The sequence below is a fragment of the Turneriella parva DSM 21527 genome (assembly GCF_000266885.1).
Classification (GTDB): Bacteria; Spirochaetota; Leptospiria; order Turneriellales; family Turneriellaceae; genus Turneriella; species Turneriella parva.
Genome location: NC_018020.1, coordinates 1,156,124 through 1,177,494 on the forward strand (window position 1 = coordinate 1,156,124; position 21,371 = coordinate 1,177,494).

19 protein-coding genes are annotated in these 21,371 nt (G+C 52.5%); 9 read left to right on the forward strand and 10 right to left on the reverse strand.

Going from position 1 to position 21,371, the window contains the following annotated elements:
• Window positions 1-6: 6 nt before the first annotated feature.
• From TURPA_RS05500 to TURPA_RS05510, 3 genes are read right to left on the reverse strand one after another with little or no spacing between them, the layout of a single operon-like run.
• On the reverse strand, window positions 7-2,157 hold the full coding sequence (locus tag TURPA_RS05500) for an adenylate/guanylate cyclase domain-containing protein (protein WP_014802297.1): 2,151 nt from the start codon (window positions 2,155-2,157) through the stop codon (window positions 7-9).
• On the reverse strand, window positions 2,150-2,404 hold the full coding sequence (locus TURPA_RS05505) for a DUF2442 domain-containing protein (protein ID WP_014802298.1): 255 nt from the start codon (window positions 2,402-2,404) through the stop codon (window positions 2,150-2,152). The genes TURPA_RS05500 and TURPA_RS05505 overlap by 8 nt, the downstream gene beginning before the upstream one ends.
• The gene (locus TURPA_RS05510; RefSeq protein ID WP_217157632.1) at window positions 2,401-2,682 is read right to left on the reverse strand and encodes a DUF4160 domain-containing protein; all 282 of its coding nucleotides are present in this window, start codon (window positions 2,680-2,682) and stop codon (window positions 2,401-2,403) included. Before TURPA_RS05510 ends, TURPA_RS05505 begins: the two co-directional genes overlap by 4 nt.
• Before the next feature lie 122 nt (window positions 2,683-2,804).
• Here TURPA_RS05510 and TURPA_RS05515 point away from each other — a divergent pair, with 122 nt between their 5' ends.
• Window positions 2,805-3,287 (forward strand): hypothetical protein, encoded by a 483-nt coding sequence (locus TURPA_RS05515; RefSeq protein WP_014802300.1) that lies wholly within the window; start codon window positions 2,805-2,807, stop codon window positions 3,285-3,287.
• A 34-nt stretch (window positions 3,288-3,321) separates the two neighbouring features.
• On the opposite strand, the gene TURPA_RS05520 is transcribed toward TURPA_RS05515, so the two are convergent.
• The 4 genes from TURPA_RS05520 to TURPA_RS05535 form a co-directional block, all read right to left on the reverse strand.
• Window positions 3,322-4,194, reverse strand: a complete 873-nt coding sequence (locus TURPA_RS05520) for a sterol desaturase family protein (protein ID WP_053332127.1) — start codon at window positions 4,192-4,194, stop codon at window positions 3,322-3,324.
• A 183-nt stretch (window positions 4,195-4,377) separates the two neighbouring features.
• On the reverse strand, window positions 4,378-4,743 hold the full coding sequence (locus tag TURPA_RS05525; RefSeq protein ID WP_014802302.1) for a rhodanese-like domain-containing protein: 366 nt from the start codon (window positions 4,741-4,743) through the stop codon (window positions 4,378-4,380).
• Between the two features lie 21 nt (window positions 4,744-4,764).
• Window positions 4,765-6,417, reverse strand: a complete 1,653-nt coding sequence (locus TURPA_RS05530; protein ID WP_014802303.1) for an FAD-dependent oxidoreductase — start codon at window positions 6,415-6,417, stop codon at window positions 4,765-4,767.
• Between the two features lie 204 nt (window positions 6,418-6,621).
• A complete protein-coding gene (locus TURPA_RS05535; protein ID WP_014802305.1) occupies window positions 6,622-6,897 on the reverse strand; it encodes a metal-sensitive transcriptional regulator in 276 nt (91 codons plus the stop codon).
• Between the two features lie 103 nt (window positions 6,898-7,000).
• On the opposite strand from TURPA_RS05535, the gene TURPA_RS05540 reads away from it, so the two are divergent.
• Together TURPA_RS05540 and TURPA_RS05545 are read left to right on the forward strand one after the other, a co-directional pair.
• Window positions 7,001-7,207, forward strand: a complete 207-nt coding sequence (locus tag TURPA_RS05540; RefSeq protein ID WP_014802306.1) for a YgaP family membrane protein — start codon at window positions 7,001-7,003, stop codon at window positions 7,205-7,207.
• Between the two features lie 7 nt (window positions 7,208-7,214).
• Entirely contained in the window at window positions 7,215-7,577 is a 363-nt protein-coding gene (locus TURPA_RS05545; protein ID WP_014802307.1) for a rhodanese-like domain-containing protein, read from the forward strand.
• 44 nt (window positions 7,578-7,621) lie between these two features.
• On the opposite strand, the gene TURPA_RS05550 is transcribed toward TURPA_RS05545, so the two are convergent.
• Window positions 7,622-7,987 (reverse strand): response regulator, encoded by a 366-nt coding sequence (locus tag TURPA_RS05550; protein ID WP_014802308.1) that lies wholly within the window; start codon window positions 7,985-7,987, stop codon window positions 7,622-7,624.
• A gap of 139 nt (window positions 7,988-8,126) precedes the next feature.
• Between TURPA_RS05550 and TURPA_RS21505 the strand changes: the two genes are divergently transcribed.
• From TURPA_RS21505 to TURPA_RS05565, 3 genes are read left to right on the forward strand one after another with little or no spacing between them, the layout of a single operon-like run.
• Window positions 8,127-10,157 carry a PAS domain S-box protein gene (locus tag TURPA_RS21505; RefSeq protein ID WP_014802309.1) on the forward strand — a complete coding sequence of 677 codons (2,031 nt, stop codon included), beginning with the start codon at window positions 8,127-8,129 and terminating at the stop codon, window positions 10,155-10,157.
• Window position 10,158: 1 nt separating this feature from the next.
• Window positions 10,159-10,593 carry a response regulator gene (locus TURPA_RS05560; protein WP_014802310.1) on the forward strand — a complete coding sequence of 145 codons (435 nt, stop codon included), beginning with the start codon at window positions 10,159-10,161 and terminating at the stop codon, window positions 10,591-10,593.
• 4 nt (window positions 10,594-10,597) lie between these two features.
• Window positions 10,598-12,517: a response regulator gene (locus tag TURPA_RS05565; RefSeq protein WP_014802311.1), complete on the forward strand. Its 1,920-nt coding sequence runs from the start codon at window positions 10,598-10,600 to the stop codon at window positions 12,515-12,517.
• Here TURPA_RS05565 and TURPA_RS21510 read toward each other — a convergent pair.
• Window positions 12,507-16,835, reverse strand: a complete 4,329-nt coding sequence (locus TURPA_RS21510; protein WP_014802312.1) for a PAS domain S-box protein — start codon at window positions 16,833-16,835, stop codon at window positions 12,507-12,509. The genes TURPA_RS05565 and TURPA_RS21510 overlap by 11 nt on opposite strands.
• 40 nt (window positions 16,836-16,875) lie before the next feature.
• Window positions 16,876-17,841, reverse strand: a complete 966-nt coding sequence (locus tag TURPA_RS05575; protein ID WP_014801511.1) for an IS30 family transposase — start codon at window positions 17,839-17,841, stop codon at window positions 16,876-16,878.
• Between the two features lie 161 nt (window positions 17,842-18,002).
• Between TURPA_RS05575 and TURPA_RS05580 the strand changes: the two genes are divergently transcribed.
• The 3 genes from TURPA_RS05580 to TURPA_RS05590 all read left to right on the forward strand — a co-directional run bounded on the left by TURPA_RS05580 (window position 18,003) and on the right by TURPA_RS05590 (window position 21,364).
• Entirely contained in the window at window positions 18,003-18,620 is a 618-nt protein-coding gene (locus tag TURPA_RS05580; protein WP_041948330.1) for a response regulator, read from the forward strand.
• Between the two features lie 97 nt (window positions 18,621-18,717).
• Window positions 18,718-20,886, forward strand: coding sequence for a response regulator (locus TURPA_RS05585; RefSeq protein ID WP_014802314.1), 2,169 nt, complete (start codon window positions 18,718-18,720; stop codon window positions 20,884-20,886).
• Between the two features lie 136 nt (window positions 20,887-21,022).
• Window positions 21,023-21,364 carry an STAS domain-containing protein gene (locus TURPA_RS05590; RefSeq protein WP_014802315.1) on the forward strand — a complete coding sequence of 114 codons (342 nt, stop codon included), beginning with the start codon at window positions 21,023-21,025 and terminating at the stop codon, window positions 21,362-21,364.
• Window positions 21,365-21,371 lie beyond the last annotated feature (7 nt).

A 21,371-nucleotide genomic window follows, 5' to 3' on the forward strand; every position in this document is an offset into this window, starting at 1 on the left:
GGGGTGTCACTTTACCGTGAGCGCGTTGACGGGGCTCCATGCCGACTTGTCGGGAAGCGCCTCGTAGTCGGCTATGCGCTGCAGAATGAGCTTTGCCGAAAAATCTTGCTCGTGCAGTTCAAGAATCTTTGCAAACGCCTGCTTTGCCGCAGCCATGTCTTTCGCCATAAATGAGGATATACCCAGTTCTGAAAGCCGTTCGAGTTCAAGGTCTTCTGCTGTGGCTTCATCACGCCGGCGCAGCAGCTCATAGATTCGCACCCCGTGCTTCTTGCCCTTAACCACCACGACATCAAGCGCGCGCCCGATAATCTGGTCTTTGACCAGGTCGTATGTTAGCTCACTCGCAATAATCGATGTATTATACAGTTTGTTGATACCCTCGAGACGCGATGACAGGTTCACGGTATCACCCATGACCGTATAGTTCATGCGCTCAGTCGTGCCTATATTGCCCACCAGCACCGGGCCTGTCGCAATGCCAAACCGCGTGCGCAGTTGTTTGGCCCAGTGCCCATGCTCGGGCGATGCGGCAAGCTCGCGCAGGGCTTTGATACAACTCAGCGCAGCCAAACAGGCTTCAACTGCGTGCTGCGAGTCAGCTGCAGGGGCACCCCAGAATGCCATGATGCCATCGCCGATAAACTTGTCGATCGTACCCCGGTGCTTCATGATCGCCCGGGTCATAATTTCAAAATATTTGCCGAGCTTCTGCACGAGCTCGTCGGGTTCGAGCTGTTCGGCAAAAGTCGTGAAGCCCGCAATGTCTGTGAAGAGCACCGTGAGCACTTCGGTCGAACCTTCAAGCCGGGCCTCTTTACCGCTCTTGAGTAAGTCGCGCACGAGGTCTTTCGGCACATAACTTGCGAACGACCTTAATCCCCCTTTCATGTTTTGCAGATGCTGTTCCATTGCGCTGATTTCGGCAAAAAGACTCTGGTTCACCTTATTGCTGTCGATTTCAAGCCGACCGACCTTTTCCATGTCGAGCGAGATCGAGCGCAGCGGCGTTGAAATGAGGCGGGTGAAGACGACGGCAAGCATGAGCGAAAGCAGAATCGCAGCGACAGAAATTGCGTAAGCGCGCTTATAATTTTCTTTTACTTCGATAATACCCCTGAAATCTTGCTCGGGGGCGATGATGCCGATGATCCAGTGCAGGCCCTCGTCGATCTGAAAGCGCGAATAGGTCGCGAGAAAATTTTCGCCGTTGATGTCGAGGTCGAAATTGTACTGTGTGCGGTCTTTGAAATGCACTTTGCCGTCTTTGCCTTTCGTCGCATCGAGCTCCGCAAAAAATGCCTTGATGTTTGCGTCTGAAACATCTGCGACCTTCAGAATCTGCCCTTCGCCGCGCTGGCCTGTTTTCGTCACGACCTTCATTGTCGGGTGACCGAGAATTTCGCCCTCTTCGGTGAAAATGAACACGACGCCGCGCTCGCTGACCTTTGCTTTGGCGACGATTTCAGAGAGGCTATTTAAGTCGAAGTCTATCGAAAACACACCCTTGAGTCTGCCGCCCGCGCCATAGACAGGTTTGGCGCAGGTAATGCCCGGCACACCCTGCTCAAAAAAGATGTAGGGCGGCGTCCACACGCGATGCCTGCTTTTTTTCGCGAGTTCGTAGAACGGGCGCGTGCGCGGGTCGTAACCTGCGTTGCCATCAAACTTATAGAATTTTTGAAATCCACGTTCGTCGAGATCGTATTCATAGCTGAGCGTGCGCCCGCCCGCAAGCCAGCTGATGTTGGTACGCAGCAGCTTGCCATCGGGTTCGGGCCGGTTCGCGCCGATAAACGTACCGTATTCGTCGCCGAAACTCACCCAGCTGTAATCATTGTGCGAGCGCAATAGCTCGGCGTAGAAGCCCGCCTGCCGGCTGCGGTCGGCTTCGAGCAACCCCTTGCGATAAAGATTCGCCAAAGTTTCGATATCGGGTATCGCCTCGCGAATGACATTGCGCGTTTCATTGACGCTCTGGTTCGTCGCCTCCCGAAAGAGCGCCCAACCGAAGTCTTCCATCGTGCGGCGGGTATTGCTTAGAGTAAAAAAAACAATAAGGCCACCCGTTGTCACGACGAGCGCGGGTATCGCCACAAGCAGGCTCAGCTTAAACTTTTTGCGCGCAAGCGCAGGTATGCCAGGCTGCTCAGACATCTAATGGCCGGCTTTGTTCATAAAGTATCGCCGGGTTTATGTCTTGCCCCGAGAGCCAGGCCACGGTGCCGGCTACATCGTCGATATGAATATGCCGAAACGCGATCGGGTCATTTAATTGCTGGTAAGGTCTTTGAGCCAGCATGCCTGACATTTCAAACTCTCTGCATTCGCCATTGGAAAAAAAGACATGCAATTTATATCCTTCGCGGGGGAAAACCTTCACAACTCGAGGCAGGTCTTTCATTCGAGACCTTTAATATTCAAAAATTCTTTTTCTGTTTGTGCGCGCAGCCAATTTTCGTTTAGCTCTGGCAGATGTTCTTCACGCCACTCGTTCACGAGACGCAGAACTCGCGGCGGCAATTTGCCCGCCAGAAGTTCGCCGGTTTCGATCACAACTTCACCGGCATAGTCGTTATAAATGGCATGAAAGTGCGCAGGCGCATGATCACGCCAATACATATAGATTGAGATGCCGAGAAAATAAGACACACGAGGCACGTCAGAAGATCGAAGATTCACGCGATTCGTCAACCAGATTCTACACACGGCCGATGGCCCGTACGAAGCAATAGCCCAAACATACAATTGACGCCCGACAGAAACCGTGCAAGACTGGCCGAAACCAACAATAAGGAGATACCATGAAGAAGATTGCGATTCTTTTTTCTTGGGCCTTGGCGGGTGTTATCACCGCGCAAGATGCCGCCCTGACTGAAAAAGATGTTCCCAAAAAAGTTGTGGCTGCGCGAAACAAGAAAGCGAAGGCGCTCAAGAATAAGAAAACAACCTGGAGCAAGAATGCCGCCGGCGAGTTTGTTGCAGAGCTCAAAATCGGCGGCAATGCTGCTGAAGAGACGCCACCCGACCAGACCCTCACGGCCCGGTTCAAAGAAGATGGCACCTGGATAGAGACTGAAAATGTACTCTCACCCTATGGCGAAAAGGTGAAGAAGAAACTCGTACCGAAGAATATTCAGAAGGCGTGTGCGAAAATGGCAGATGGCGGGCCGTTCATGCCTGGTGGCGTCACGATCAAAGAATCACCCAGCGGCATGACAGTTGAAGCATCGTGTGGTGACCGTGTGACGTTTGACAAGAAAGCCAAAGTAGTTAAGAAAGAGTAATTGTTTTAAATTGCCAGCAGGCTCCGGGAGCCTGCTATCTTCGCCGCTTGAGCCACGGCCAGACCAACTGCCCGGCAACACTGTCTGGAAAAAGCGGCTCACCCGAAATGCCGATTTCAGCCGGCTGTTCAGCCGGGTCATGCGCCGTGCCGAACAGCCAATCCCACAGACTTAAGGTGATGGCAAAATTAACGCCGTAGCCGCGCGGGTTTTGTTTCGCGTGGTGCCAGAGATGCAACTCAGACGTATTAAACAGGTACTTGAGAAATCCCCATGGTAATTTCAGGTTGGCGTGATTGAGATGGCCGATGCTCAGCGACACAACATAGATCAGAAAGACATCGATGAGGTTGCTGCCGATCAGCAGAAAGATTGAATATTCGGGAACGCGATAGATGATATTTTCCGCCCAATGGTAGCGCAGGTGCACGGGATAACTCATCGTCTCGGCGCTGTGGTGAACCTCATGAATTTTCCACAGTGCGGGCACGATGTGAAGCACACGGTGGATGTTCCACTGCAAGAAGTCTCTGATGAGAAACAGGGTGGCCAGCTGTACAAACGCAGGCAATGCCGTGAGGGAGATCGATCCTCGCAATTTTTGCACGAGGCCCAAACTCTCAACATGCGAAGCGAAGAACGCGCTCAGCGTCGCATAGCCCAAAAGCGGAAAAAGAAACATGTTGAAGAACATGTAGAAGATGTCGAGGCCGAGCTCGCGGCGAAGCACCGGCTGTTCACGGCGCCAGGGGCGCACGAGTTCGGCGACGTGCACGAGCAGCGAGACGGTCACGAGCAGCCAGAAGAAGTTGCCCCAGCCGGGGGTAATGACTGATCGCCAGAAGTTGGCCCAGCCGGTGAGAAAGTGGTGTGCGATACTATGGATTTCCATTGCCCTCTCTGTCATGGTTCAGCTGGCTCGTGTAATGAATTCCATAGCTGTTGGCTTCGACTCCCCTGTATATGTGATGTGACATAATACCATAGCTATGGATTTTCGCAGCCAATCGATCTCTCGATGCCGCGTCCACCAGCTCTGTTTTTCCATAGCTACTTGCACCTGCACATAGCTATGGAATTCCATAGCTATTCACCCCAACGACATCAAGTTCATATGGTTAATACCGTTCTCCACGTTGGTGAACCCGGCAGATACCAGCACTCGCTGCGCCGAGCTAGAACGCATACCCGAAGCGCAATAGACAATCACCGGCTGCTCTTTGCTGCCAAGCGTCGCGATCTTTGCTGGCAACTGGTCAACCGGAATGTTGATCGCCCCTGAATAGTGGCCACCCGCAAACTCACCCGGGCTGCGCACGTCGATCACCTTTGCGCCCTGCTTTAACATTTCTTTTAACTTCACTTTGTTTCCTCCCATTTTGAATTTTTTATAGAGATAGTAGATGGTAATTGCGCCGGCTCCAATGAGTAACAGTGTTTGTTGGTCTTGTGTCATGTTATTCTCCTTAATATTGCCTTAATCCCACCTGCCTTGTTGCGCCGCAACGCCAAGCCAGCCGCCCGTGATGTTGTAGACATCTTTGAAGCCAGACTGCTTCAGAATGCGCTGCGCGACGTAGCTGCGCTGGCCCGACTGGCAAAGCAACGCGAGCGGTTTATCTTTCGCAATCTGCGCGAGGTTATCGCGCAGGCTATCGACGGGTATCTGGTATTCGCTTTGCAGGGGAAACGACTTGGTTTCGCCCGGGCTGCGCACATCGAGCACCGCGTACTCGCTGCGCTTCTCGGCAAGCTGCGCCGCAGTAATCACGGGGGATAACCCAGCGTGATGGTTCATTGCCTGAAACGCCGCCATGTTCACGGGGTCGTTGGCCGAAGAGTATGGCGGCGCGTACGCTAGATCAAGGCTCGCGAGATCATAGATCGTGAGCCAACCCACAATCGCGGTCGCAATGACGTCGATACGCTTTTCTGTACCTTCAGGGCCAAAAGCCTGCGCGCCCAACACGCGACCATCGGCGGGTGAGAAAATGATTTTGAGCGCCATGCGTTCTGCGTTCGGGTAATAGCCCGCATGGTTATTGCCGTGAATCATCACAGCCTGCGCGGTGATGTTGGCGGCTTTGGCTGCCTTTTCGGTGAGACCGGTCGATGCGAGCGTCTTGTCGAAGATTTTGATTACCGATGAACCTATTGCGCCACGGTAACGGCAGCGGTTGCCCATGAGTGCATTTTCTGCGGCAAGGCGGCCCTGGCGGTTCGCGGGGCCCGCCAAGGGCACCCGGGTCGCGCTGTGCGTGATGCGGTTGGTGATTTCTGCCATGTCGCCCACAACATAGATGTCTTCGTCAGAGCTTTGCATAAAGTCATTTACGACCACGCCGCCGGTCTTACCGATTTCTAGGCCGATCTGTTTTGCAAGGCTTGTCTCGGGCTTCACGCCTGCCGCAAACACGATGAAATCTGCCGTGAGCTTTGAACCATCAGAGAGCGTCAGCTCTTTGTTCGGTGCCACCGATTTAATCGTCGTCTGCGTCAGCACCCTGATGCCGTGGGTTTCGAGCTCGCGTTTCGCGAGGTTTGAAAACTCTGGGTCAAGGTTGGGCATCACGCCAGGCGCAAATTCGACCAGTGTCACTTCGAAATTCTTGTGCTTCAGCGCCTCGGCAACTTCGATGCCGATGAAGCCGCCACCGACGACGGCGACGTGTTTGTGTTCTGCCTTCGCCATCTGTTCGATGATCGCATCCATGTCTTCGACCCAGCGCAGCGAGAAGTGTGGTATATTCTCAACGCCTTCGACTGCAGGTTTCATGGGGTCACCACCCTGCGACAGTATCAGTTTGTCGTAGAGTATCTCATGCGTTTGGCCGCCCTGCGTGTAGGTGACAGTCTTTTTCACACGGTCGACATGCGTCACCTTCGTGCTGACGAGGGCTTTAACGCGATAGCGGTTCCAGAGGTCTTGCGGTGTGCGCAAGAGCAGCGTCTCTCGCTTCGGAATATCGCCACCGATGTGGTATGGCAGGCCGCAGTTCGCGAAAGAAATGTAGCCACTGCCTTCGATGAGGGTGATTTCTGCATTCTCGTCGAGTCTGCGCGCGCGGCCCGCCGCGGTAGCACCCCCAGCGACGCCGCCGACGATTACGATTTTTTTGTTTTGTGTCATTTTTATCTCCACCCTAACATTGCGCCCATCACGGCGCCGTAAATGATTGAAGGCACGGGGCGCGAAGTGATCGCACAGGCACCTCGTGTGCCGCCACCTGTCGAACAACCGATAAGGCGATAGTAGAGGTAACCCACTACGGCCCCACTGGCAATATATGAAATCAGTCTGATCGGGTCTGTCATTTTTGAAATCCTTCTTTAATTACATTGTGAATGTCGCGCGAATGACCGACTGCAGATTTTTTTCAATCTCTGCCGCGGGCTTCTTCTGTCGCATGCATTCGCTTAAGTGTATCTCTAGATATGCCTCTGCGACTTTCCAGAGCGCGTTGTTTGCGGCTTTAATCTGCTGAATATCAGCCACACAATCTGAGCCGCCGGCGACGACGCGCTTCTGCAGGCTCTGCAATTGGCCAATCACACGGTTCAGGCGGTGGCCGAGTTTTTCACGCGACTCTGCATCTGCTGCATATCCCATACTGGGTATGGTATAATATTTGACAGGGGGTGGCAACTTTTTTATATTGTTTACATCGGGCCGGGCAACGCCCCGGCCCGATGATTCTCTTTAAGGAGCTATAATGAAAAAGAATATGGGAAATGCAGATCGTATCATTCGCCTGGTGGCGGCCGTCGCAATAGGTGTGCTCTATGGGCTCAACCTGATTTCAGGCACTGTAGCCCTCGTGCTCGGCGTGGTTGCAGTCGCTTTTTTCGCGACTAGCCTCATTGGCTGGTGCCCGATGTATCTGCCATTCGGTCTTTCAACGTGCAAGGCAGCAAAGTGAGGAGTTCATGAAGAAACTCATTCTACTCGCCGTAGTCGCAGCTGCTTCCGTTTCTTGCAATAAAGAAGTAGGCACCCCTGCGGCGACAATAGCACCAGCGGCGCAGTCACGGGTGAAAGAGCTGTTAGATGGCAAAGCGCTCGTTGTCGATGTGCGCACACCCGGTGAGTTTGCCAACGGACACCACCCGCGTGCAGTGAACATACCGGTCGACCAGGTCGAATCACGCCTGAAAGAATTTGGTGCCAAGTCGCAGCCGATCGTGGTCTATTGCGCATCGGGTGTGCGCAGCAGCCGCGCGAAGCAGGCACTCGAATCTGCAGGCTATTCTTCGGTGATTAACGCCGGCGGGTTTAAAGATTTGCCATAGCGCACGAAACCCCGGCCGCGCCTTAGGCTGTCGGGGTTTCTATCTTATGCCAAGGCGCGTTCGACCAGCACGTTTAGCTCGGCGGCTGAAAATGGTTTCGCCAGAAAAAATTGATTTCCGAATAATTCATTCTGCGCTTTTTGTTCGGCTTTGCTGATCAGACCCGAGAGAAAAATTACGGGTATCGATCGGTCGTTCAGCTCTTCCCATAAATTACTGATGAAAGTCGGGCCATCCATGTTGGGCATCATGATATCGGCAATGATAAGCTGCGGCTTCTTTTCAAGCGCCTTCTTCAAAGCAATTTGACCGTCTGCCGCAATCACGATTTCGTGATTTTTGGGCCTAAGGCACAGTTCGAGCATCTGCGTAATTTTGGCATCATCGTCGACGATCAGTATACGAGCCATCGCACACGCTCAATCAGCGGCGTCAGGCAGGCAAGACAAATAATCCGGGAGAAAGGGCGATTAACCTCATATACCCTAAAAGGTATAGGCGAAAATTAAGAAATCCCATTTACAATGCAATGGGTCACCGACAGGTGTTATGGTGCAGCAAAGCGAACTGTCTGAGCCGGGTTACCGTTCAACTCTCGACAACCTGCTCGAGGGCTGTCAGATTCTCGACTTCGATTGGAAGTACCTGTACCTCAACGCCGCGGCCGCACGGCACAACCGGCGACCCAACAGTGACCTGCTCGGTCGCAAGATGGCCGATTGTTGGCCAGGAATAGATCAAACAGATCTTTACCGCAAGATTGATCTCGCCCTGCAGCAACGTGAAGCATTTCATCAAGAACTCGACTTTCATTTTCAAGATGGGTCAGTGGGATGGTTCGAAGTTCGGGCGTCTCCGATTCCCGAAGGCGTCTTCTTGCTCTCGATCGATATTACAGAACGCATCAGGCAGACAAACGAAGCCCATCGGCTAAAGCGCCTCTACTCGGCCCTTAGCCAGGTTAATCAGGCGATTGTGAGAATCGACAACCGCCAGGCTCTCTTCGATAAAGTGTGTGAAACTTTCGTCAACGATGCGGGCCTAAAGATGGCATGGATCGGCTGGCCTGATGCGAAAAATGAACGCATCGTGCCAGCCGCCGTTTTTGGCGATCAGAATGGCTATCTCGATGCCATTGAAATCCGCACCGACAATTCGCCGCAGGGTTCTGTGCCCGTCAGCAGCGCGTTTAAACAGGCTCAACCCCAGGTCTGCAATGACATGCTCGCCGAACCATCGCTCATGATCTGGCGCGAGAAAATTCTCGAGAACGGCTTCAGATCGAAGGCGGCGTTTCCCATTGAGGCGGGCGGTTCGATTGGCGTGCTCGTTGCATATGCCGGTGAGAAAGACTTTTTCAGGGACAAAGAAATTGCGCTGATGAGCGAGGCTGCGACAGACGTAGCATTTGCGCTACAGAATTTTTCACTGGAAGAAGAACGCAAAGCGCTGGCAAACGCTGCTTCACGCGAAAACAGATTTGCCCGCGCAATGATGGAAAGTATGCCGGGAATCATCTATTTTTACCGCAAATCTGGTCAGTTTCTGCGTTGGAACAAGAACTTCGAACTGATATCTGGCTACAGCCATGCTGAAATCGCGATGATGCACCCTTTGGATTTCTTTGACGACGCAGACAAAGACCTGATGGCGTCGCGAATCGCTGAGGTTTTTGAACATGGCGAGTCTGCGGTTGAGGCACCGTTCAGAACCAAGAGCGGCAAGAAGCTGCCATACTATTTTACCGGCCAACTTATCGAATTTGAAGGTGAACAGTGCCTCATTGGCACAGGGGTCGATATTGCCTTGCTCAAGAACGCCCAGAATGAGATTCTGCGCCTGAATACCGAACTTGAACAGCGCGTAACTGAACGCACTGCAGAACTTGCGGCAGCCAACCGAGAGCTTGAGGCATTTAGCTATTCAGTCTCGCACGATCTGCGCTCTCCATTAAGGGCTATCAATGGCTTTGCCGAAATTGTTCTGAATAAATTTGGAGAACTATTGCCAAAAGACGGCTACGACTATCTGCGCCGTATTCGCAACGCAGGCCATCGCATGGGCGAACTGATCGATGACTTACTCACTTTTTCAAGATTAAGCCGTGAGAGCCTGAGCCACGATCGGATAAATATGGGGAAACTGGCACAATCAGCGATCGATGAAATTGCGCCCCTAACGCAGGGTCGGTCGGTCAACATACAATTGAAAAGCATATCTGAGGGTTATGGCGACGCCAAACTACTACGGCAAGTCTGGCTAAATCTTATCGGCAACGCCGTAAAATATACACGCAATTGCGAACATGCAAGTATCATCATTGGCAGCGAAGAGCACAATGGTGCCACTGCCTACTTCATAAAAGACAACGGAGTCGGCTTCAACATGGCATATGCGAGCAAGTTGTTCGGCGTTTTTCAGCGATTGCACCGGGATGATGAATTCGAAGGTACCGGTGTCGGGCTGGCGATTGTGCAGCGGGTAATTCACCGTCACGGTGGAAAAGTTTGGGCCGAGGCAGAAGAAGGCAAGGGTGCAATATTCTGGTTTACATTAGGCCGAACGGAGGAGAGAAAGTAACATGGACGAAGTGGAAATTCTTCTCGTCGAAGACAATGCAGACGACCTCGAAATGGCGCTGTTTGCGTTTCGCGAAGCGAATATCGCGAATAGAATTCAGGTAGCACGCGACGGGCAAGAGGCGCTCGACTTTATCTTCGGAGATAGCGCGACCGGCGGGGCACGAAACGGACATTACCCCAAAGTAATTCTGCTCGATCTGAAATTGCCCAAAGTTGATGGCTTTGAAGTTTTAAGGCGTCTCAAAGCAACTGAGGCGACAAAAACCATACCAGTCGTAATCCTCACTTCTTCGAAAGAGCACCGAGACATGATCGAGAGCTACAACCTCGGCGTGAATAGCTATATAGTCAAACCGGTCAATTTTGAAAATTTTGCCAATGTCATAAAAGAACTGGGCTTTTATTGGCTTGTTCTGAATCAACGGGTACAATAGCGCCATGAATGAGCTGCGCATCATTATAGTTGAAGACAGCGAAAATGACGCAGAGCTTTTGCTCTCTCGTCTGCGTGAAGCAGACTACCTTCCCTCAGGCCCGCGCGTTGAGACTGAAGCAGATTTCCTCGAAGCCCTGCGTACTGTACCCGACATTATCTTCTCAGACTATTCGATGCCTCATTTTTCAGGCATGCGTGCTCTCGAAATTGCAAAATCCGTTGCACCCGATATCCCGTTTATACTCGTTTCTGGTACCGTCGGCGAAGAAATCGCGGTGCAGTCGATGCTGCTCGGTGCCACAGACTATCTGCTGAAAGACAGTACACTTCGCCTTGCGAGCGCAGTGAAGCGCGCACTCGACGAGAAGCGCCTTCGCTATGAACAGGCAAAGGCACTTGAAAGCCTGCGCCATAGTGAAGAGCGCTTTCGCGAAGTTGTCGAGAATATTCGCGAGGTTTTTTGGGTCAGCAACGACGAAAAGACAAAGATTCACTATATCAGCCCGGGCTATGAACGCACATGGGGATTACCCTGCGACACGATTTACGAAAGCCCATTGAGTTGGCTTGACCTAGTTCATCCCGATGATCGTGACCGCATACGCGAGCGAGCCCAGACTAAACAGGTGCTCGGGCAATATGATGAGGTTTACCGCATTATTAAACCCGATGGCTCACTGCGCTGGATTCATGACCGGGCTTTTCCGATTACCGACGCTGACGGCAAAGTGCGCCGCATTGTGGGTATCGCAGAAGATATTTCTGAACAGAAGAAACTGGAAAACCAGCTGCGGCAGGCGCAAAAGATGGAAGCGATCGGTCAGCTCGCGGGAGGCGTCGCCCACGATTTTAATAACATTCTGCAGGCAATGATGATGCAGATCGATCTGGCTCTGCACCGCGTCGCGCAAGACGGCACCAGACAATTGCTGCTGGGGCTGCAGCAATCGGCCGAGCGTGCCAGCCATTTGACACGCCAGTTGCTTGCTTTCGGGCGAAAAAATGAGATGCAGGTGCGAAAAATTGACCTCAACGAAAGCATCAAGAATGTCATGCAAATGCTTGAGCGTGTCGTCGGTGAACAGATAGAGATCGTGAAGCAATTGCACGAGAAACCTCTCGTTGTTGTGGCTGACACCGGAATGATTGATCAGATTCTCATGAATCTGGTCGTTAATGCACGCGATGCAATGCCCGAAGGCGGCCGGCTCGAAATTTCAACCGGTACCGAACTGCACACCGAGACACCGATAGCAGTTTCCCCCGAAATCGCGCCAGGTTGGTACGCGCGCATTTCAGTGACAGATACAGGCTCAGGTATTCTACCCGACCACATGCCGCGGCTTTTCGAACCTTTCTTTACCACCAAGGGCGTCGGTCACGGCACCGGCCTTGGCCTGCCGGTGATTTTTGGCATTGTGCAGCAGCACAGCGGCGGTATCAGGGTTGAATCGACTCCCGGTAACGGTGCAAGATTCGACGTGCTTCTGCCTTTGGCGCAGCCCACCGCTGAAAATGCCCCTATTGTCCAGAAGGTCAACGCGCTGCCGGGCAACGGCACTGTGCTCATTGTCGAAGATGAAACTGAAGTTCGCAGATTATCGCAAATGCTGCTCGAACGCAGCGGTTACCGTGTATTCACGGCAGGCAACGGAGCCGAAGCACTCGATATCTTCAAGCGCGAATCGGAGCGAATAGACGTACTCTTCACCGATCTGGTCATGCCAGGCGGTCTGAACGGCCGGCAGCTAGCTGAAGTCATTCAACAAGAATCGCCCAGAATCAAAGTAATACTCGCGACCGGGTATAACCCCGAGACGGCCGGCCAAGACGTACCCCTGAAAAGCGGCCAAGTGCTCTTGCGAAAACCGTTTAAATCGAACGAACTGCTCGAAGCCCTGCGCAATGCAACTAAAATTTAGGGGTATGGCTGCAGGCTCTTTGTAGAACTTTCAGCAATCTTTCAGTTGTGAAAGGCTTTTGCAAAAAATCAACCACTCCCAATTCGCTCAGCTTCGTCAGGGTGGCTTCGTTGGCGACACCGCTCGAGATAATCACGGGCAGCTGCGCGTCCATTCTACGAATGATCTGAATAAACGATGAGCCATCCAACGCGGGCATCATCATATCGCTGAGTATAACCCTGATCTCACTGCGGCGTTCGGCATATTTGACGAGTCCGTCGGCCCCGTCGGTGGCAGTGCACACCCGGTAGCCAAATTCTTCAAGCATCTGCTGCGTGATCTTGCGAATAGGCTCTTCATCATCGACCACAAGAATCAATTCGCCGTTACCACGAATCATACCCTGTTCGCTCGTTGCTGAAACCTGAGGCTCCGCAGCCTTCTTGCCTACGGGCAAATAGACTTTGAATATAGACCCTTTGCCCGCAATACTTTCAACCTGAATAAATCCATTGTGATTCTGAATAATTTTCAACGAAGTTGAAAGACCAAGGCCGGTGCCACGCCCCACGTCTTTGGTCGTATAGAAAGGGTCAAAGATGTGTTCCAATACCGAATCGGGCATGCCGACACCCGTGTCGGCCACCTCGATGAGAACATAGGTTGCGGGTGTTGCTCCAGGCACCATGGCAGCAAAATGCTCATCGACATCGACGAGCTGGGTCGCAATTATCAGGCGCCCGCCCGTGGGCATCGCATCGCGAGCGTTGACGCAAAGGTTGAGCAACACCTGATGCAGCTGCGTGCTATCTGCCTCGATTTTTGCTGCTCTCGAATCCAGATCGACAGTTAGCTCGATATTCTTCGGAAAAGTGTCGCGCACGATTTTTTCGATGCCTGCGAGCAACGGTTCAATATTCGTTGTAGTTTTTTCTCCGTCGTTGCCTCGCGCAAATGACAGAATCTGCGACACCATATCGGCGCCTCGCTGCGAGCTGACCTGAATGGTGTCGAGCAGCTCGAGACTATCTTTGTCATGAAGGTTACCCCGCATTATTTCAGACGCCAGCAGAATAGGAGTCAGAATATTATTCAAGTCATGCGCTATGCCCCCGGCCAACGTGCCGATGCTCTCAAGTCGCTGCGCCCTCAGCAAATGCCTTTCAAACGTTCGCCGCTCAGTGACGTCACCGTTTATCGCCAGCACACTTTGCGGTACGCCTCTGGCGTCTCGCACAAGAGTCCAGCGCCCTTCTACGATCAAGACCCTTCCATCGCGGGTTCGCTGCTCAATATCGCCGTTCCATTCGCCGTTCTTTATCATTTCGGCAATGGCGGCGTCGTATGCTGCATAATCTGAATACAATAACTCGCGAATGGATTTGCCGAGCACTTCGTGCTCTGCCCATCCATACATTTTCTCGGCACCTTTATTCCAGTAGCGAATACGGTGGTCGAGGTCGCGCACGATAATCGCATCACTGGCCTTATCGAGAAGCGAAGCCTGTTCGCGCAGGCGTTGATCGGCCAGTTTGCGCTCTGATATATCATGCGATACGCCGATGATGTGATCAAGCCGGCCTGCTTCATCAAAAATAGGATATGAAAAATCACGTATCCAGCGAACTGCGTCATCTGGCCGCAATATGCGATACTCGATATCGACTGCTTTGCCTGCACGCCGGTCAGCCAGGCTCGTTTCGACAAGGCTGCGCTCATCGGGGTGCACAGCGTCGAGATAAGACAGTGGATTCGCCAACAGGTCTTCGCACCTTCGACCCCAAACCTTTTCATACGCAGGACTAATGTACGTGATGTACCCGTTCTCAGGGTTCAGCACATAGAAGATTTCTTGAATGTTCTCAGCGAGTTCGCGAAATCTTGCTTCACTGGCGACGAGCTTCTGGCGGGCTGCCACTTCTGCCCCCGTATCCCGAAAGTAAACGGCAAGTCCCTGGTCAGACGGAAACGCGCGCACCTCGACCCACATACGAAGTGGTTCATAAAAACTTTCGAATGCAACGGATTCGCCCGAACGCATGGCATATTTATATTGATAGCCAAAATCAGCATCTTCGACGCCGGGAAAGCTCTGCCAGACATTCTTGCCCAACAAATCTGAACGTCTGCGCTGCAGCAACTTTTCAGCCTGCAGGTTTAGATATGAAAAGTTCCAATTACGGTCAATGAGCATGAATGCATCGGTAATGCTCTCGAGGGTAGAAATCAGCCGCTCGCCGAGTCGGCGTTTCTCTGCCGCCGCGAGATGCTTGTCGGTTATATCCTGGCACGTACCAACTGCCTTCACAGGTTGACCTTCAGTATCGCGAAATACCTCCCACGTCTCTTCGACAAATTTCTCTCTGCCGTCGGGCGTGAGAATGCGATGTGAAATCTTTTGCGCTCCATTGGAGCCGAAAGAATCACGAAACGCATTATCCACGACGTCTCTGTCATCGGGGTGAACGAATTCGAGAAAGCTCGTGTGCGTCGGCTGGTAGGTGAGCGGATCAATACCGAAGATGCTATAGGTTTCTTCTGACCATTCGACCCTGAGGGTTTGCAAGTTGGTTTCCCAGCTGCCGATTTTGGCGACAGACTGCGCATGCACCAGTCGGGCCCTTTCGCGCATCAGCGAAAATGACAGCTCATGCAAGTCTGTCATATCACGCACAAAAACGGAAAGACCGTTTTCAGAAGGATATATACGAATTTCGTACCAGGCTTTGAGGGGGGCATAAAAATCTTCGAATATTTCAATTTTGCCCGTTTCCATCGCGCGTCGCAACGCAACCGCAAAACTCGTTTCGGCAAGACCTGTGAATTCATCCCAAATACTTTTACCGATAATGAGATTACGGTCTTTTTGAAACATGCGTTCATACTGCGCATTGCAATAAACAAACTCAAAGTTCTTGTTAAGTTCGTGATAGCCATCGGTAAGATTTTCGAGCAGGCTATAGAGTCGGTCGTGAACGCTCACCAACGTGGCTTGGGTCTGGTGCCGCTCAGTCACATCGCGGGCGATGCCAGCGACACGCTGAACGTCGCCTTGTTTATTACGAATCGGAAAGGTACGGTCGTGAATCCATCTTACAGTGCCGTCGGGCCGCAGAATACGATATTCGATTTCAAAGCTGGTATTGATTTTCGGTGATAAGAAATCGGTCATCACCCTCAGCTTGTCGTCGGGATGAATGCTGTCTAACCATACCTTGCGGGTACTCAATATGCTTTCAACCGGGCGGGCCCAAACCTTTTCGAATGCAGAATTCACATAAATGATCTTATCAGAAGCACTGTCGAGCAGCCAAAAAACCTCGTCGATGTGCTCGGCCAATTGACGAAATCGCTGCTCGCTTTCTTTGTACTGGCGGTCTGCCAGAGCGCTCGCAGCATCGCGGGCGATATTTTCAAAAGTAAAAGATAGATTTTTGGCGACCAACATTAGCAAATCAACTTCGTCGTAGCCGAAATAATCTTTGACTCTTGCGCCAAGAACAAGCGCCAGATGGCATTTTTGTTCGACGGCAATCGGTATAGCCACCGTCGACTTGCACTGTTTCCGCATGGCGATTTCGCGCCAGGGTTTCATGCGTACATCTGAGGCAATATCGTTGCTGACTTCAGGCCTGCCTGTCTTTATTGCAATAGCTATCGGCCCTTTGCTGTGTTCACCTTTCGAAGCAGCGAGGTTGATCGCCGCCAATTCTGAAAGCGAAACACCAGATGCGACGAGTGCCGCGAAATGGTCGGTCTCAGCGCTATGGCGAACAATGTAGGCAAGACACAGATCACCCTCTTGTACAAGCAGGTCGCACACGCGCTGCATGAGGTTGACACGGTCGGCATTCAGAAATATCGTTTCATTGGCCCTAACGAGTATACTATAAAGACGATTGATGCGCCTCAGATTGACTTCAGCATCTTTACCGTCTGAAACCGGCTCGAACGTCGCAATATAGTAAATGGGTTTGCCTTTCTGGTCACGGCAAAGGTTCGCCGTGAGTCTCGCCAAGAAAACCGAGCCGTCTTTTCGTCGAAAGCGCTTTTCATTTCGGTAGATATCCTGCCCGCTTGCGACCATTGCCTCGAATGCGGGCAGGTTTACGTGGCGATTCACCGAAGCTGTCAGATAAGAAAAGTTCAACTTCTGAATTTCTTTCGCCGTAAAGCCCGACAGTTCGAGAAATTTCTGATTTGCGTCGATGAATTTGCCTTGAATATCTGTCGTTGCGATCGCAACAGGCGCCAGCTCGAACGCCCTGGTGACGATTTTCTTGGGTGCCTTTTTTGCCGAAGGCCCATTACGCTTTCGGGTACTCTTTTTATTCATCGGCAGTCGCACGAAGACCCGACCCAGCCGAACGGTCAACTTACATTCCAAAACGAAGTGCGATAGGGCTGCGAAAGTAGACCTCGGCCGGGGTTCGGTAATTCAGCCGCTTGCGTGGTCGGTTATTTAGTAATTTAAGCGCTGCGTCAACCTGTTCCTGGTCGATGCGCCGAAAATCTGTGCCTTTGGGAAAAGACTCGCGCAGCAGGCCGTTCGTGTTTTCGTTCGTACCTCTCTGCCATGGCGAGCCGGGGTCACAAAAGTAGATGCCGCAGTTCAGCACTTGCTGCAGGTCGCGGTAGCCACTCATCTCGGTGCCCCGATCGTAAATGATACCCCGCAGCCGTTCGTTATCGATGTCGGCGAATAGGTCGCGCGCTGCAGCGTTAAACTGTGTCACCAATTTGCGCTCCAGTTTCGCCGCGAGCAAGTAACGCGAATGCCTTTCGACGAAAGTTGCAATCTGCCCGGTGCCCATTTTACCCTCGACCAAATCGCCCTCCCAGTAGCCGGGTTTGCGTCGCGTCAAAGCTTCGGCTGGCAGGTCGTGAATGCGAAAAAACCCTTTGTTTTCAGCCTCAATCCTCACTTTGCGCTTGTATGGTTTGCCTTTGCGGCGCAGGCACAGGCGATAAAAATTCGATGTGCCGGATTTCTTGCGCACATGATTGTAAATCGTCTGCATGCAGACACCGTCGAAACGTTCTAGGCGCATGCGGCCTGCGATCTGTTCTGGTGACAGCGTCGACTTGAGCGATGCTCCGATCTCTGACCAAAGCTCTGGTGTAACCTTCGCGGCGTTGGTATTAGTCTGGCGCTTTCGCGCCTCGTCTCTGGCGCACCGCGCGCTGTAATGTCGTGGCATTGAATTACGCCGAATCTCTCGAAAAATAGTGCTCGGGTGTCGCTTAAGATTTCTGGCGATTTGGCTGGCCTTGAGGCCCTCAGCAAGGCTTTCTTCTATACGCAGTCTTTCATCATTTGATAGTTGAACGTAGGGTCGCATCCGGGGGCTCCGTGGTCGTTTTTCGCAAATCAACCTCGAAACCCGGGAGCGGCCTTACATTACTTTATCCCTTTCGCACTTCGTTTTGGAATCTGCCCAACAAAAATTGACCGGACCGTAAAATGAGTTGCCAGAACCTTCGCCAATTGCCGCTAGTCAGTATGTTTCACAACGCTCCGTTCTCAGGTATGAAGCTGATGGTTGTCGACGACGAATACAGCATTCGCTCGCTCGTTATGCGCATGGCTGAGGTATGGGGTTATATCGTTCAAGATTGTTCGAGCGCCGAAAGCGCTCTGATACACCTCGAACGTGACCGTTTCAATATCATACTCACCGATATACACATGGCAAAAATGGACGGGGTTGCCTTTGCCGAGCAGGTACGCAAGAAAATGCCATCAATAGCTATTGCCATGATGACCGGCTACGCTTCGCCAAAAACGGCCAAAAAGTCGCAAGACCTTGGGGCGATCTACTACCTCAAGAAGCCGTTTACAAACGAAGAACTGAGCCAGACGCTAAAGATCGCTGCGCATTGGAACATCAGCATGCTGCTAGACCGGGCAGCCCGAAAATACCTGAAGCTCAAGCAGGGTCATGAACGCGATACGCAGGCACGCATCACGTCGATAAAGTCAGAAATCAAGAGCCAATTGCGCTCTCCGGGTACTGCAGTCGCGCTCAGAGAATTTGTTTATGCGACAAATGTTGAGAAAAACCAACTCTACGCACACCTGAACGGAAAATTTTCGATTGATTCTGTGAAGTCATTCTGAGAGTTTCTGCAAAGCCAGACTGTCAGCAGGCCTTCGCTCTTTGGCGATAGTTTCGTTTACAGGCTATCGGGTCTAGGTCAGTATCGGCTTCAAACCGATGCAGACAAACATTACCCACCGAATTAACCACGCCGTGGCAAACGCCGCTGACGCCACCAAAGCGCAGGCGGTGATGCGGTTTTGTACCTACATGACGGTCGTCTATGCGCTCGTCTTTGGCGCTGCGGCTTCTTACCTGGGCAGCAATGTGCTTTATATTATCTCTGCAGTCACTCTGGCAGCGGGCTTCGGCTATGAGTGGGGCGTGCGCTTCGTCAGGGCAGGCCGCCTCAGTGCGGGCGTGGTCATCTTTAATTCTTCTATACTCGTCACCCTCTGGATCATCGTATACGTGTTGCCAGAACAATCGACAACATGCGTCATCGCGAGCTTTATTCCATTTGCATTTGCGTTACACTTCACCTCAGGCAACGTGCCGCGCGTTTTTGCAGCCCTCGCGATTTTAACCGGGGTCAATGCGCTGATAGTTCGCAATCTAGGCTGGCATTCAGGATTTCCCCCACACATCATGGCATGGCTCGACGTTGCAGGCGGCTTCGTGGCCCTGCTGGCGCTCGCGATCTTATTCTTGCGCATTCGTGATACCTTTGAACTGCGCTCGCTGATGCTGCTGAATGCAGAGAGTGAATCGGCAAATCTGCGCATCGACAAAGAAGTCGCAGAACGTGAAGCCAGAGTGAAGTCTGAATTTCTGGCGAGCATGTCGCATGAAATTCGCACTCCTATGAATGCGATAATTGGTATGACGAGCCTCATTCTCGATTCGCCGCTCAATAGCGAACAGCGAGAGTTCGTCGGCATTTTGCGTGGCTCGAGCGAACACCTGCTGCACCTCATCAATGACATTCTCGATTTTGCCAAGATCGAAGCCGGCCGCATGGAGATTGAGCGCTACCCGTTTTCGCTGCGCAACTGCGTCGAAGAGGCGCTCGACATGGTTTCTGGCAAAGCCGACCAGAAGGGTCTCGATCTGAGTTATGCCTACGGCGACGATACGCCTGAAAACTTCTTCGGCGATGCCGGTCGCGTTCGCCAGATTCTGGTAAACCTGCTTTCGAATGCCGTGAAGTTTACGGTATCGGGTGAAGTTGCGGTTACCGTTGCATCTGAGCTCATTAAAGACAAGCGGTACCGTCTCATCATCGACGTGCGCGACACTGGACCCGGCATCGCGAAAGAGGTCGAATCGCGGCTATTTGTCCCGTTCAGCCAGGCTGATGCGTCGATCACACGCCTGCACGATGGAACGGGCCTCGGTCTTGTGATCAGTCGCCGCTTGGCGCAGGCGATGTGGGGCAACGTGACGTTCGAATCAACACCGGGCGTGGGCACGACGTTTCGTGTAACGATCGAAGCCGAAGCAGCGCAGCTACCAATACCCTACCACCTGAACGACTCGAAAGAACTGCAGGGTCTGTCTGCCTTGGCGGTCGACGATAACCCAACAAACCTGCGCATCGTCGAAAGTTATGTGCGCAAATGGGGCATGCGCTGTGTCAGCGAACTGCGACCGAAAGACGCTCTGGCGCGCGTGCGCAACGCCGAAAAGTTTGATGTCTACCTGCTCGACCTACGCATGCCCGAAATGGACGGTGTCGAACTCTCACGAGAGCTGCGCGAGTTGGGCGTCGCCGCGCCGCTCGTGCTCATCAGCTCGACAACTTTCGAAAGATCACCCGACGGCGCGTTCGACAGCATTTTAACCAAACCGCTAAAACCAGCCAGGTTATACTCAGTATTGCGCGACCTCTTTCAAAAACCCAAACAATCGGCGTCAGATTTGCCTGCAATCTTTGATGCCGATCTCGCAAAGAACATACCGCTGAGGGTGCTCGTTGTCGAAGATAATCCGGTAAACCAGATGGTAATTCAGGCGATGCTTGCCAAGTTCGGCTACGGTTGCGATTTTGCGGGCGACGGCGTCGAGGCGATTGAATGCATAAAAAGGCAAGACTACGACCTGGTATTCATGGATATTCGTATGCCGCGCCTCGACGGGCTCTCGGCAACGCGTGCGATCATGGGCCTTGATTCTGCGAGAGAAACCTATATAGTCGGACTCACTGCGAGCGCCACTACCGAAGACCGGCGCGAGTGTGAGGCGGCGGGCATGGCAGGTTACCTCACAAAACCGATTACTCCAGAGAAGCTGCTCTTAACGCTCAAAACAGCAGCCGCGCGCAAAGAGGCAGATAGTCTTCTGTAAAGGGTGAAGATTACAACTGAACGTCAGCAGGCCACCTTCTGCCATCGGGGTCGACAGCCTGTCTCAAATCGCCAGAGTTTCCTCAGGCCGTGGGCAAAAATGCCCGCTGCCGGCCATTTCTGACCGACAATAGAACATGCAGATCAACCGACATACCGATCAGGCCCTAACGGTATTGCAACCCGTGGGCGACATGGGCCTCTATAACCTCGGCGAACTGCGCGCGATGCTGTTGCAGCTGCGTGAATCGGGTCAGACAAAAGTCATCATCGACATGGGCAGGGTGCCGGGTATTGATTCTATCACCATCGGCTTCTTGCTGCAAGAGACAACGCTGTTCTCTGAAGCGGGCGGCGCACTCAGGCTCGCCAAAATCTCTGCCAGTGTGCGCAAGTCGCTGAATATCACCGAAACTCTTTCTCAAATGAGCGTTTACGATAGCGTCGATGCTGCGAAAGCCAGTTTCAAGAGTTCCTGAATTTCTT